Source organism: Petrotoga sp. 9PWA.NaAc.5.4, assembly GCF_002895485.1.
Lineage (GTDB): Bacteria > Thermotogota > Thermotogae > Petrotogales > Petrotogaceae > AZRK01.
Map to the genome: position 1 here is coordinate 22,362 of NZ_AZRK01000004.1, position 14,278 is coordinate 36,639.

The following is a 14,278-nucleotide window of genomic DNA, read 5'->3' on the forward strand; positions in this document are numbered from 1 at the left end:
TCTCTCCTCATTTTAACAATAAAATCTTTTTAATAAAATAGGGAGCAAAACGCTCCCTATTGGTCAGCCTCAAAAATTTTTGGATTAGAAGGAATAAAACAAAACTTTTGTGGTGTATTTTTTCCAACTAAAAGTCTAATCCGCTCTCCTTTAAATTCACACTCAACTATTTTGTGCGAAGAATCATAAATATATGTTTCTACAGTAATTGCCTCAAAACCATTTTCTACAACTTTTACTTCTTCTGGCCTAAAGCAAAGTTTATACTTCCCGTTTTTATCGTTAAATTTTAATATATCAAATACGTTGCCTTGTTTGATTTCAACGTCTATTGTATTCAATCCTAATCTTGAAGTAAGCCCCATAACTTTTAAACTATTTGGGTTGTTATATACTTCAAACGTTTTTCCAAACTGTAAAATTTCTCCGTCATCTAAAATTGCTATATAGTTACTTATAGCTAAAGCATCCTCTGGATCGCTAAAAACGATTATCGTTGTTTTTCCTAACTCAATAATAAATTTTTTTAGAAGTGTTCTCATCTGTACGTGAAGCTTTCTATCTAATTGGCTTAAAGGTTCATCAAGAAGTAATAACTTACATTCATGTAATTTTTCTCTTCCTATGGCTATTAATTGTTTCATTCCTTCTGGCAACTCTTTTGGTTTCACTTCTAAATAATTTGGTAAACCATCAAGCTCTTGCGCTGCTTTTGATGCCACCTCGTACACTTCTTTCTTTTTCTTTCCACTTATATACAACGGGAAACCAAGATTCATTCGAGTATCTAAATGAGGAAAAATTGCATAACTTTGAAAAACAAATCCTACTTTTCTATCTTTGGAAGGATAATCTTCTATCCTTTCATCTCCTAAAATTATATAACCTGAATCGATTTTATTCAAGCCAGCAAGTGTTCTTAAAAGAACAGTTTTTCCAGAACCAGAAGAACCTAAAATTGATAAAACTTCTCCCCCACTAATTTCAAAAGAGATGTTTTTAAGACGAAAGTTTCCTATGTGTGCGTTGAGATTTTCGACTTTTAAAGAGTCTTTAATTGAAACTGCTACCATCTTTTTCACCTCCCTTCATTAAAAATTAAAGAAAAGAAAGTGAACTCATTTACATTAAAATTATACACCCTAATCATAAAATTTTTAAATTAAACGAGTAATTATCTATATTTCTTTACATTGCAGTTGCGGGGACATATTCAATGTATCTAAAACTTTTTCAAGTAAAATGCCTTCTCTTTTTGGATATTTGTAACCGTGACTTGCTCTCAAACACATAGTAACAAATTGTGTGGCCCTATCTATAGCGATAGGTAAACTGTCACCGTTTAAAATACTTCCCACGATTACACTTGTAAAAGCATCTCCCGTACCTGGATACAAGGCATGAATATAATCGTTTGTTACCTTCCAAAATCTTCCATCGCTTTTATCGTACGCAATTACTCCCGTTCTTGATTTATTCTTTTGAGGAATACTTGTTATAATAACTATTTGTGGACCCATATCAGATAATCTTATTAACCAATTTTTTAATACTTTCTCACTAACATTTTCATCAAATTTTTCTCCTAATAGAAAAGATGCTTCCGTAAAATTGGGGGTTATTAGATTTGATTTAGAAACTAATTTTTTCATCTCTTGAACTAATTCGTTTGTAATTGTTGGATAAAGCACTCCATCATCACCCATAACCGGATCTACAACAACTAATGTATTACCATTTTTTGAAAAATATTCGATAAAATCTATAGTAATATCTATTTGCTTTTCAGAACCTAAAAAACCACTATAGATTGCATCAAAACTTAAATCTAATTTTTTCCAATGATCTATATATTCTTTCAAATAGTTTGTTAAATCTAAGAAAGTGTACCCTTCAAATCCGCCCGTATGCGTAGACAAAATAGCGGTAGGAACAGCACATACTTGTATCTTCATAACTGATAAAACAGGAATCGCTACATTTAAAGAAGCTTTACCAAATCCTGACAAATCATGAATAGCTGCTACCCTTTTTATTGGCTTCTCGTTCAAGGGATTTTCCTCCTCATTGTTTTCCCAATTTATTATATTCTATAGCTATTTCTGCTCCAACAATTGCATTATTTAAAATTAACTCAATGTTTGCTTCTAAACTTTCTCCTTTTGTCAATTCTTTTATTTTAGAAAGTAAAAAAGGTGTTAATTCTTTACCTTTTATACCTTTATCTTCAGCTTCATTTATTGCTTGATCTACTATTTTATTGATTGTTTCTTTATCCATCGAATATTTCTCTGGAATAGGATTTGCTATCAATATTCCACCTTGTAATCCTAAATCCCATTTCGCTTTCATTATTAGGCCAGCTTCTTTAGCCGAATCTATTCTATATGGGACTTTTATACCACTTCGTCTTGAATAAAAAGACGGTATCTCGTCGGTTTGATAACCAATCAAAGGAACACCAAATGTTTCAAGGTATTCTTTTGTAAGTTCTAAATCTAAAATTGCTTTAGGACCAGCACAAACTACAGCAATGTTAGTTTTTGCAAGCTCTTGCAGGTCTGCTGAAATATCAAAGGTTTGTTGGGCTTTCCTATGTACCCCACCTATTCCTCCTGTTACAAAAACTCTTATATCTGCTAAATTAGAAATTATCATTGTAGCAGCTACAGTTGTCGCAGCGTTTAATCGTTTAGCGATTATAACAGGTAAATCCATCCTGCTTGCTTTTAAAACATCTTTAGAACTACCCATAAACTCTAATTCTTCTTCAGTTAACCCAACTTTTATTTTTCCATTTATTATTGCGATTGTTGCTGGTGTAGCTCCTTTGCTTCTTATTATATTTTCAACATTTTTTGCTACGGTTATATTTTCAGGATACGGCATACCATGCGAAATTATCGTTGATTCTAAAGCTACAATTGGCTTTTTTTGTTCTAATGCTTGGAATACTTCATCTTTAACTTCAAGATATTTATAGAATTGCAATTAAATCACCTCAAAATTATTATTTTTATTAATTTTAAAAAGATCTATACATAAAACCCGCATAAATCTAAAAGCTTACTTTTTAAAAAATCTATTTCTAAAATTCTTAATTATTATTTTATTAAATTATAACACGTAAATAAAAGAAGGGTTATTTGGAAAAAGTGAAGGAGATAAAGAGATCTGTTACCTTTTCTATAATATTTAATCTTAAATCAAACTCTCTTATTATAATTTTTCCAAAAAGTTTTTATAAGCTTGAGAAAAAGTCGGTAAAACTCTTTCAAAGTTTTTTACAATTAATCCTTTATCTACAAATTTTTTGTAGACATCTTTAATCAAATTTTCATCATCAGTCCATATTTTTATTGTTGCCCCTTCAATTGAGAACTTCTGGGAGTTAGGTAAATTGTTCAAAATTTCTTCTAATTTTTCTTTTTCTATCTCTTTCATCAATTCGATTACATAACAAGGTTCATTTTGTGTGATATCTTGTAATTGTTTTGTTGTTCCTTCAAAAACAATTTCACCTTTATTTATCATGATTATCCTATCACAAAGACTTTCGACAACGTAAGGATCATGAGTAGCTATTAACATTGATGTTCCTTCCTTTTTTAGCTTCCTCATATATTCTATTGTTTCTTCCTTTGAAGCTATGTCTAATCCGTCCGTTGGTTCATCCATTATTAGTAGCCTTGGAGAATGTATAAGTATAGTCAAAAGTTTTGCTTTTTGTTTCATACCTTTTGAAAAGATACCTAATTTCTTTTTAAATACATCTTGCAAATCAAACATCTCTAAAAGTTCTTCAACGATTGAATTATCTTCAACCTCATGAAGTGTTTTAAATAGTTCAATATATTGTTCCAAAGTTAATTGTGGGTATACCTGAGCACCTTCAGGTAAGTAACCCATCTGTCCGTAGATCTTTTCTCTTTCCTTCTTATCTAAAGGATTGTATTCAAAAATTTGAATATTCCCCTTTGTAGGATAAAGAATTCCTAACAGTACTCTAACAAGGGTTGTCTTACCGGCTCCGTTTGGCCCTACTAAACCAACACTTTCACCTTGGTATGTGCTTAAAGAAACATTATGCAACACAAGTTGTTTATTATCATAAGTAAAATCAATATTAGATGCATCAATATGCTTATTCACCTTTAATAACCTCCTCTACACTACGAAATCTTTAATTTCTATGTTTCTTACAGATAAAAAGAGACATAATAGCGAATAAACTAACAAAATTGGAATTAAAAATTTAAAAAATATGCCAGTGTTTTTTATAAGAAACGACAAACTAAATAACAAAATTGGGAGAACTATAAGAAATATAATTAAAAGTATCTTTCTTAACAGATCCACTTTTGTAAAAATTACACCTAAGGTAACTCCCAACGACGCAAAAATTATAGTAATTAACAATACATATAACCACACAGAAATATTATCGTATTGCACATACAAAGGTAAGGTTAACAATGTAAACACAATCAAATAGGTATAACCGATAACAATTCCAAAAAACACACCATTAATCCATTTAGAAAAGATATATTCAAATGGTTTGATCCCTGATGTTAATACCATTTCAGCTGCTCTAATTTGTTTATCTATTAAAAGAAAACCAAAAGGCAAAGTTAAAGCTGTTACCCCTCCGCCTAAAAAAGCCATTTGTTGTAAATATATATTATAATAGAACTCCGAAAGTTGAGTAAAACGAGTGATAAGTCCATATAAAAAACCAAAACCTAAACCAAACATAAAAAAGTACATTAAAACCAATATTTTTGAGCATAACAAATCTGTTTTTGCAATTGCCATAACTTTCTTTAGCATAAAATCATCTCCTTTATCTAATAAAATCTTTAATTCCCAATATTTTTTATTGATAAAAACAACCATAGAAGTGCGTAAATAGTTAAAATGATAAGGGAAAATTTTAATATCAAATCAAGGTTTAAATGTTGGAGAATTTCTATACTTCTTAGATATTCTAAATTACTTATTATATAAAAAGCAAGAATTAAAATTAGAATGACTAGAAAAGAAGTGGGAACTTTAGAAATGAGAGTTTTCAGAAAATAATCTTTTGAATTTAAAATGGGCCCAGGGCGGAGTCCTCCCCCCTTCTTTGGCTACACATAGCGAAAAACTAAAGAAATTAAGAATCAGTAAGAATTAGAACACGGTATAACTGCTATCAATAAAACTAAAAGAATCTTTAATAAGATTCCATTCTTTGCAAACATTATTCCTAATACTACACTAAATGCTGAAAATGCTATAGCTACTAAAATTACATTAACCCAAATATCCAAACTTCCATATTGTGCGTACAAGGAAGTAGTTAATGAAATAAAAATGACTAAATAACTGTAACCAGTAATTATTCCAGAGATTATACCTTAAAACCATTTAGCAAATACGTACTCTTTTGGCTTCAACTTTGTTGTTAAAATCATCTCAGAAACCTGGAATCTTTTTTCTTGGGAGATACTATAAGAAGGGATAGCAAAAGATAATGATGCTTAAAAAATTACTCCGCACCGTAACCATAAAAATAAAAATTTTGAGTTTAGAAAATCTGTTTTAATTAAAGAAATAATTTTTTTGATATAGAAATTCACCTCTTTGCCATAAGAATATCCAAAAAGTCGAAAATCTCTTGATATAATCCATATTGAGTTTGAGTTGGAGGAGAACCTGGATCTCCTAAAACAGCATTACTTACCAAGTAAGAATCTGATAAAATAGCGATTTGTCCAGAACCAAAGGATTTTTTTTAATTTGTACATTATTATTTTCTATTTTTTGTTCATTTTGGTATTGACTTTTACACAGCCTGAACTGATTATTCTTGTCCCCACCCAATATTTAAAGCAAAATTATCTTTGCATCTTTTGGAATGTGTTCTGTGCGATGAGTAATCATAATGCCAAAGGTTTCTGAACCTAAGATAAACTCTAAAGAAACTAAAATTTGATTAATGGTTAAGTCATCTAGTGATGCAAAGATTTCGTCCAATAAAAGTATAGGTTTCTGTCTATAAAAAGCTATTGCTAAACATCTTCGAGAACGTTGCCCTTGAGACATTTCCTTTCCATTATCGTGCATAACTGTGTCGAATCCTTCTGGAAGACTGGCCACATAATCATAAATTCCAGCCTTTTTGCTTGCTTCAATAAGTTTTTGTTTATCAGCATTTGCTTCAAATGCAATATTCCCGCCTATGATACCATTAAAAACATATGGATTTTGAGAAATATAGGTAATCCATTTTTAATTCAAAGGTATTCTCTGATTCTTTTGGTATTTCTAAATATATGCTTCCATAATTTGCCGAAAGTAAACCAAAGAAAGTCTTGAATAAAGTTATTTTTCCTACCCCACTTCTTCCCTATATATATGTCATTTTACCAGATTTTGCTCGAAAGGATAAATGTTCTAAAAGAGGTCTATTTCCCCCAAATAAAATTTTCAGCTTCATAAGATTTAATTTCAAAAATATGATCAAATACATCCTCTGTTGATTTATTTAGTTTTGAGACATGCTGTTGAAGTTTTTTAGTCTCAATTTCTAGTTTTTTCCCAAAACGTTATATAACTTCTGAAAGCAAAAGAGTTAGTAAAAAGCTATCAGTATAAGGCGGATATCAAAATTAACCACATAGCCGAGTACAAATATTAAGGATAAGATACTAGATACTATTTCTACTTTTTTATACCCACTAAATTGAAGGAATCGTTTAAATCCGATGTAAAAGAGTCACTAAGTCTCCATGAATAAATGAATTAAGATTTGATGGAGATATTTCACTAATCCTTTCATAAAAAAGGCTTCTCAATATGTGTGCAATATTACAATAATATTTTTTGTTCCATCGTTTAGTTATACAGCCAGCAATCAGCATAATAAGTCTAAAAACAAAAAAACATGGCTAAACTAAAAATAATTTGATGCGCATTTCCTTTCCGCAAATCTTCTTTCAATAGTATTAGATAATAAACACTTAATAGGTAGACTATTGATTGGAATACTTTTAATGTAACAATAGCAAAGAAATAACGTAATTCTCCCTTTAATATTCTTTCTATGGTAAAAACGTTTTTTCTTATACTTTCTTTAGCCCCTATCATTTCCCCCCCTGTTTCGTAGAATTATCTTTTAATGCCTTAATGATTCAAAATATTAATTCCTATTTACTTATTATCATATCTTTTTTCACTTGTTTTAACTCAAAATCTTCTCCTTATCTTTTTCTGCATAAAATAAGGCTAATATTCCTGAAATTACAAAACTAATAAATAAAACAGTGAAAACTAATAAATCAAATTTAGGAAAGTTTATTGCAATTATTACTCCAAACATGATAGCAATAGTGAAGATAGAAGAAAGTTTATTATATCTATACCAAATACAATAACCTTCAACTAAAATACAGGCAATTGTCCATACGATAGCAGCAATAGCACATAAAATATAACTCCATCCCCCTATTATGATTATCGCTGGTAGTGAAAGAAGAAGAATAATCGTTCCAATTAATCCACCCGTTAATCCTCTAATCAACAAAATTGTCCTTGCACTTGAAATAACTAAAAAATAGTCTATTAACTCTTTTGACTTGTCTATTCTTCTAAATTTATCTGATTGAACAAACAAGGGTACTGTTACAATTAAAAGTATGGGAAGATAATTTAAAAAAGACAAACCGATATATTTTGAGATGACAAGTAAAATATATATAATGATAGAAATTGATATAACAACAAACCAAAGTGGTTTATTTAATGATTTAATCTCTAACCAAAAAATATATTTCATTGTTTAATCACCGCCTTTTCTTTATCCAAAAATACTCCAATTAGGATGTCTATCATAAAAAAAATTAAAATGGAAACCGAAGTAAAATGAATCCACGAAATATTTATTTGTCTGATAAGCTGTAAAAAAGGAAGTATGATAATAGACATAAAAAAGAATATCAAATAGATAATTCCATAGACCCATTGAACTTTTAATGAGAAAAGTAGGTAAGTAGAATTACTCAAAGCGATGAGGAAACCTAGCACACATGGTATTAATAAAATGTAGAAAAAAACAGTAACAGTAAATGAACTTTTAAAAATCAACAACATGATTAAAGCAAGTATTAATGAACTTGGAATAACAAAAAAAGTTGACATTAAAGCTCCGAAAAGACTAACTGATAATACATAACCATTAGGACTTATTGGCATAGCTAAAATGTAATCAAACATTTCTCTTTTCCAATCTTCTTTGAAATTAGTGGCTGAACTTGCTACAAATAGAGTAGAACTGATCAGAAAAAAGAATAATCCATTCCACGGGTTTGAATCATCTAATAAGCTCAATAATATAGAGAAGAGTGAAAAAATAACTATATACATAGCACAAAAGATCTTATTTAAATTAGGAGTCTGCTTAAATTTTCTAATATTACGTTTAAATTCACGCCAAAATATAGCTTTAAGCATCTCTTTTTTTCTCCTTTCTATAAACATCTTCAAGAGTTGTCTGCACTTTGTCTATACTCTTTATTTCTATATTTTCCTTAGAAATAACATTTATAACATCAGATATCTTCCCTGTCATAAGTCTTATGAAAATCCTTTTTTCTTTAGAGTCATAAGAAGTAAAACCATACATCTCTAAGGATCTTAATAATGAATTTGGTGCTTCATCGTTTATAATTATCTGGTAATCTTCACTCTCGTTTTTTAAAATATTTTCTATTGAATCCATTTTCACGATCTTTCCATTGAAAATAAAAATAACCTTATTACATATTTGCTGAAGCTCGTATAGGTCATGAGAACTTATCAACATCGGGATTTTAGTTAAAGTAAGCTCTTTGATAAGATCCCTTACCAGAAGTTTTCCATCTACATCTAACCCACTTGTTGGTTCATCCATTATTATAGCTTTTGGTTCTCTTAAGAATAAACGCGCAATAGTTAATCTTTGCTTCATACCCCTTGAAAATGTTTTAACAAGTTTATTTCTAACGTCGTAAAGCTCAACTTTTTTAAGAATGTTATCTATATTACTAATTTTTGCATGATATACCATTGAATAAAATTTAAGATTTTCATAAGCTGTTAGATCGTCATCTACCCCCGGATGATCCAATACAAAATCGATCTTCTTTCGAGCGTTCAAACTTGAATAAGGATTTTCACAGAAAACTTTTACTTCACCAGCAGAGGGTTTCAGAAGTCCGAGTATAAGTTTTATAGTTGTCGTTTTTCCAGCTCCGTTTGGTCCTACATAAGCAATAACATCTCCTTCTTGCATGTCGAATGAAATGTTATCTAAAACTTTTGTTTTTCCAAACTTTTTTTCAACGTTATTGAGAAAAATCATCGAACCACCTACCTTTATGTGGATGCGATGCTCTTTGTCACAGCTAGGGTGTGGCAGCAGACGGGGTAGTTTAACCATTTTAAATTCAAATGCTTATTTTTAGAAAATCTTCTTTATAAACGTTCCTAATCTCTTCTAACATGGTTCCAATTAATTCTTACTGTTCTTTGCTAAAGTAAAGTCCGTCATAACTTACCTTTTTATTTTTAATGTATTCTCATATTACATTTAACAAGATTGTTAATATTAAAAATTAAACCCGAATCATTATCATATATATATAAGTTTTCTTCATTAATCTGATATCTTAGAAAATTAGACATTTTGTTCACTCCAACTGTTTTGCTTTAACATCAAATTTATTGTTCTATTGCATATGTCATTAAAATAGTCGGAGTGGTCTATTATTATGCATATTTTTTCACATAATTCTGTCCCTATAAACGTTTTAATTAACTCTCTTGTTTCTTTATCTAAATGTGCAGCTGCTTCATCAAAAATAAATAAATCAGAGGAATCTGATTTTATAAGTGCACGCGCTATTGCTACTTTTTGTATTTCTCCTCCAGAAAGCTTTACCCCATTTTCCCCTACTAAGGTCTTATCCTTTAAAGGAAGGTTATCTATAAACTGCTTTAACCCGGATTTTTTTAGTGCTGTCTCGTATTTTTCCTCACTTACGTCTCCTACTATTTTTATATTGTTTTCTATGGTATCGTTGAATAAGAATATTTTCTGTGAAACTATTGATATTCTACTTCTTAAAGATCTTTTTGAAAGGTTTTTCAACTCTATAGAATTTATTAAAATTTCACCATCATAATTGCCATATAAACCTAATATCAACCTTATGATTGTAGACTTTCCACTACCATTGGGTCCTTTCAAAAGTAATTTATCCCCTCTTTTTGTTTTTAAATTAAAATTATTTAATACATTCTCTTTCCCATCAGGATATCTAAATGTCACATTTTTCATTTCTATATTATTTATTTCGTTTATTTTTATTTTGTCGGATGTTTCACTCTCTTGTGGATACTTTAAGAAGAAATCCTTGATTCTATCAAGAGCTACAAAAGCTGGTTTGAAAGTAAACATACTTAAATTCCAATTGATTACTGGAGCATATAATTTTCCAAAATATCCGACAAATGCCATATAAGTTCCTATTGATAAACTTTCTTGGAGGACACCTTTTCCACCTATATAGAGAAGAAGAACACTTACAATTGAAGAAAGAAGAATAATAGCTTCAGAGCCAACCGATAATAGGATACTGTATTTTATCGAAGATTTTACATAATCTTTATTGATTTTGTTTATCTTTTCAGTTTCTTTATCTTCTAAATTCATTCTCTTTATTTCTTCAACTCCACTTACTGACTGCTGAAATTTACCATGAAATGTAGCTGCTTTTTCCATTGTTTGACTTGTGAGTTTACCAAAAGTGGTTTCAAAGGTTTTTGTGATTAAATAGAATACAGGTATTATTAAGACTAATATTATAGTTAACTTAACATTCATTAAAAACATGATTACCATTGCTCCTATGAATTCAAAAATACTCAGAATCAGTTTGAAACTTTGCATAGAAAATAATGGACTTAAAGAATCAACTTCTCCAAATCTTGAAACAATGTAACCACTTTCACTATTTGAAAAAAATTCCAAAGGTAATTTCATAATGTGATTTGTCAAATCTTTTTTTATTTCAAATAAAGTGTTTTGACTAACTATGGTGAAAAGTGCCGAACTTAAATAATTAAATATACTTTTTAAAATATAAATTACAACAAGTATTAGAACGTATTTTGTCAGAATACTCAAGTTTTTCATCATTATTCCTTCATCAAAAGCTAACTTGGTAACATAGGGAGGCAAAAGAGAAATTAACGATAAACCAATTAAAAAAAGAAAAGATATAATAAATAATTTTATTCTTGGTTTTATGTAATTAAAAACAAATTTCACAAGTTGAGTATTTTTCACATTCATGTTTCTTGAGCCTCCTTTTAAATAAGCTAACTTTGGTAATAGAGAAGAAGAGTATTTTGATTATACTCACCTTCTCTTATTTACTTACTCAATCGACTGTTCATTTAACTAATCATAAGAGTAGAATTTTATTAAATAAAAGAAGCTGAAGCTAAACTAGTTTTACTACCAGCGGTTGAGCCTGCAGCATCAGCAATAGGTACTGGACCATCAACGGCACATATAATATATGGAAATAAGCAAACCACACATGCTGCGCAACCTATTCTTTTGTTTTTTATCCTTTTTAATTTTTTAAGATATGCTCATCTTGAGAATGAAAAACCCTGTACCTTCTGCAAAACTTTGGGTTGTTACCTAAAAAACGTGCTTTCTGATTTAACATACTATTTAGTTCAATTAGTAAATATCTTTGATTAGGTCAAAAGCAAGACTATTTTTCAAAGGTAAATGCTAATCAAAAGGGTTCAATCAGAAACTAAGATCTGGTAACTGTACTTCCAAGAATAATAGAATGATTAAAAATAGGTAATCATAAAGTTTAAAATACACATTTACCAACTTTCTTCAATAATATTCATAATAGCTCCAGTTTCCAACATATTTGTTTTAACCGTATCCTTATCATCTTCTCCAGCAAATACAACTATTCCACCTAAAAGTAAAAGTGAAACAATAAAAACAACAAATATTTTTTTCATCCTCTCTATCCTCCCCTTCTAATAATTCACCTACCTTTTAAATACTAACTGCACAATTACCTTCTCTCTATTTCTTATCATATCACTTACCATATGACTGTCAAGTACCATACCAACTTCTAAAATATGCATGAACAAAGGATTGTTATTTTTGATTTTTTAAAAAATAATGTTAACATGAACATTAACTTTAAAGATGCTTGAAGTAAATATTCTTCTTTCTCTTTAATTAATGCTAATTATGATATAATAATTTTTGTAAAATAAAATTTATTTTTATGTAAGCTGTTAACATTCAAACGATGCGTTTTATATATTATTTTTCTGTACCTATTAGGTAACAAAAAGATTGTGTAATTGGGGGTCTTTTAAAATGCGTATAAAAGAGTTTGTTCACATTTTAGATTTTGGTGTATTTTCAAAACCTTTTTTGAACTATATTATCGACAGTGAAAATGATTTTAAATTAGAAAAAGGAATTAGAGAGTATATAAAAGTACTGAAATTAGTTTGGGAAATGGAATACGAAGAAGCTTTAAAAACAATAGATGAAAATATAAATAGAGTAAAGAATACTTCCATTTATTTCTTATTTCTCTGCGAAAAGATGTCAATATCAAATAAATTAAGAAATATAGAAGAAGTTTTTAAAATATACAATGAATTAAGAATAAAGTTTGATCATATTTCTGAAATTATAAGAGGAATAGTTGTTGAAGCTTTATGTAATAATTATCAAATGTACAAAGATCATACAAATGAAGAAATACAACTCACAAGATTTTGGAGTAAAAAATATGAAGAAATTGCTCCTGTGAAAGGATTCATATTAATTTCACAAGCTAGAGGAAAAAAGAATGAAGGAAATTATATAGAAGCAGCTAAGTTAAACATTCAAGCATTTAAGACATTGAAGGATGTACCTCATCCATCTGGGATGGTAGGAGCTTTAAACAACATAAGTTGGTGGTTAAAAGATGTAGATAAAAACATTTCTTTAAACTCTACACTTCCATTAGGATTTTATGCATCCTATTACTTTGACGATAATAATTACAAAGTTTTCAATTCGCTTGATACTATCTTTCAAGTGCAAAAAAATAACAACGATCCAATGGTGTATGAAACAGCTTTTATCTTCTCAAAGTGTTTATCAAAGGTTGATAAAGAAAGATACAATGCTTTAAATAGAAAATGTAGAAAAAGTATCAATCATTTAAAATACTTTGTTTTTAATTTAGATAGCAATTATTATTTAAACACAAAGACTTTAAGAAATTTTATAAAACAAGAAATAGAAAAAGAACAAGTTTCTATTAAAGAATTAAATATCTCAAAAAGAACTTTGAATGATTTCTTATCTGGAAAAAGAAAATACCTTCAACCAAATACATTGAGAAACATAATAGAGAATCTTGAGTTTGAAATAAACAGTTCCCTTGCTATTCCAATAATAAAAGAACTAAAAAAGAAAGATATAGACCAAAAGTTTGAAGAAAACTTTTACAAATTTATGAGGTTAAAGATAGAAAAGCAACTCTCAGAATTTTTTACTTCGTATCTTGTTCATTATTACAAGCAAGAGGTTAAATTAGAAAAAGTGATTAAAGGCATAGAAAGTGGAAGTTTAATCAAAGAAAGATGTGATTATTACACAAGAGAGTTAATAAACTCAATATTTGAAAAAACTCCAAAGTTAGATGTTGATTCATTACTTACAAACAACCAAGAACAAAAAACATACACAAACAAAGATATAACCTTCAAAGAACATCCCTTTTATTTAGCAAGGAAAGAGCTTGTAAAAAGGTTCATGAAAGATTTAAATAAGATACACTTACAAGAGTTCATTGAAAACTATATAAAAGCTAATTCAAAACAAAAAGATATAATAGAAAGGTACATAATGAACTATGGAAGGTATTATGAAATAAAAAACATACCAAAAGAATTAACGCCAAAGGTGCCAAAAGAAATCGATCAATTTGTAAAGGAATACACGTTAAAGAGGATTCCCTCAGCAATTTCGTTCTATGTTTTTGAAGGAAAAGAAAGAGAAGAACTTGTTGAAACGTTAAAGATGTTTGAGTGATTTATATACTATATCTTCTTTATCTTCTTTCTTATACTAACGAACTCAATTAAATTATATTTCTTACATTAATTTAGAAAAAATTAAAAAGCTAAGATAACACTT

The 14,278-nt window shown here is 29.0% G+C and carries 14 protein-coding genes; 1 reads left to right on the top strand and 13 read right to left on the bottom strand.

Translation table 11 applies throughout. The features are described 5' to 3' along the window. Positions 1–56: 56 nt before the first annotated feature. The 13 genes from X924_RS03000 to X924_RS10135 all read right to left on the bottom strand — a co-directional run bounded on the left by X924_RS03000 (position 57) and on the right by X924_RS10135 (position 12,081). Positions 57–1,073, bottom strand: a complete 1,017-nt coding sequence (locus X924_RS03000) for an ABC transporter ATP-binding protein (protein WP_121957471.1) — start codon at positions 1,071–1,073, stop codon at positions 57–59. 105 nt (positions 1,074–1,178) lie between these two features. Beyond that, on the bottom strand, positions 1,179–2,051 hold the full coding sequence (locus X924_RS03005) for a pyridoxamine kinase (protein WP_121957472.1): 873 nt from the start codon (positions 2,049–2,051) through the stop codon (positions 1,179–1,181). Positions 2,052–2,064: 13 nt separating this feature from the next. Beyond that, entirely contained in the window at positions 2,065–2,991 is a 927-nt protein-coding gene (locus X924_RS03010; protein WP_121957473.1) for a pseudouridine-5'-phosphate glycosidase, read from the bottom strand. Positions 2,992–3,219: 228 nt separating this feature from the next. Next, the gene (locus X924_RS03015) at positions 3,220–4,152 is read right to left on the bottom strand and encodes an ABC transporter ATP-binding protein (RefSeq protein WP_121957474.1); all 933 of its coding nucleotides are present in this window, start codon (positions 4,150–4,152) and stop codon (positions 3,220–3,222) included. A 15-nt stretch (positions 4,153–4,167) separates the two neighbouring features. Further along, positions 4,168–4,833, bottom strand: a complete 666-nt coding sequence (locus X924_RS03020) for a hypothetical protein (RefSeq protein ID WP_121957475.1) — start codon at positions 4,831–4,833, stop codon at positions 4,168–4,170. A gap of 332 nt (positions 4,834–5,165) precedes the next feature. Continuing rightward, the gene (locus X924_RS10125; RefSeq protein WP_158245295.1) at positions 5,166–5,315 is read right to left on the bottom strand and encodes a hypothetical protein; all 150 of its coding nucleotides are present in this window, start codon (positions 5,313–5,315) and stop codon (positions 5,166–5,168) included. A gap of 556 nt (positions 5,316–5,871) precedes the next feature. Then, positions 5,872–6,270 carry an ATP-binding cassette domain-containing protein gene (locus X924_RS03025; RefSeq protein WP_121957476.1) on the bottom strand — a complete coding sequence of 133 codons (399 nt, stop codon included), beginning with the start codon at positions 6,268–6,270 and terminating at the stop codon, positions 5,872–5,874. A 958-nt stretch (positions 6,271–7,228) separates the two neighbouring features. Next, positions 7,229–7,822 carry a hypothetical protein gene (locus tag X924_RS03035; RefSeq protein WP_121957478.1) on the bottom strand — a complete coding sequence of 198 codons (594 nt, stop codon included), beginning with the start codon at positions 7,820–7,822 and terminating at the stop codon, positions 7,229–7,231. Continuing rightward, entirely contained in the window at positions 7,819–8,496 is a 678-nt protein-coding gene (locus X924_RS03040; protein WP_121957479.1) for a hypothetical protein, read from the bottom strand. Before X924_RS03040 ends, X924_RS03035 begins: the two co-directional genes overlap by 4 nt. Then, positions 8,489–9,385: an ABC transporter ATP-binding protein gene (locus tag X924_RS03045; protein WP_158245296.1), complete on the bottom strand. Its 897-nt coding sequence runs from the start codon at positions 9,383–9,385 to the stop codon at positions 8,489–8,491. Before X924_RS03045 ends, X924_RS03040 begins: the two co-directional genes overlap by 8 nt. A 315-nt stretch (positions 9,386–9,700) precedes the next feature. Continuing rightward, on the bottom strand, positions 9,701–11,380 hold the full coding sequence (locus X924_RS03050) for an ABC transporter ATP-binding protein (protein ID WP_121957481.1): 1,680 nt from the start codon (positions 11,378–11,380) through the stop codon (positions 9,701–9,703). A gap of 131 nt (positions 11,381–11,511) precedes the next feature. Next, positions 11,512–11,628, bottom strand: coding sequence for a huazacin family RiPP peptide (locus X924_RS10130; RefSeq protein WP_199172618.1), 117 nt, complete (start codon positions 11,626–11,628; stop codon positions 11,512–11,514). Between the two features lie 306 nt (positions 11,629–11,934). Next, positions 11,935–12,081, bottom strand: coding sequence for a hypothetical protein (locus X924_RS10135; RefSeq protein WP_158245297.1), 147 nt, complete (start codon positions 12,079–12,081; stop codon positions 11,935–11,937). A 373-nt stretch (positions 12,082–12,454) separates the two neighbouring features. Here X924_RS10135 and X924_RS03055 point away from each other — a divergent pair, with 373 nt between their 5' ends. Then, complete coding sequence (locus X924_RS03055; RefSeq protein ID WP_121957482.1) at positions 12,455–14,173, top strand: hypothetical protein; 1,719 nt, start codon at positions 12,455–12,457, stop codon at positions 14,171–14,173. The last annotated feature ends 105 nt before the right edge of the window (positions 14,174–14,278 follow it).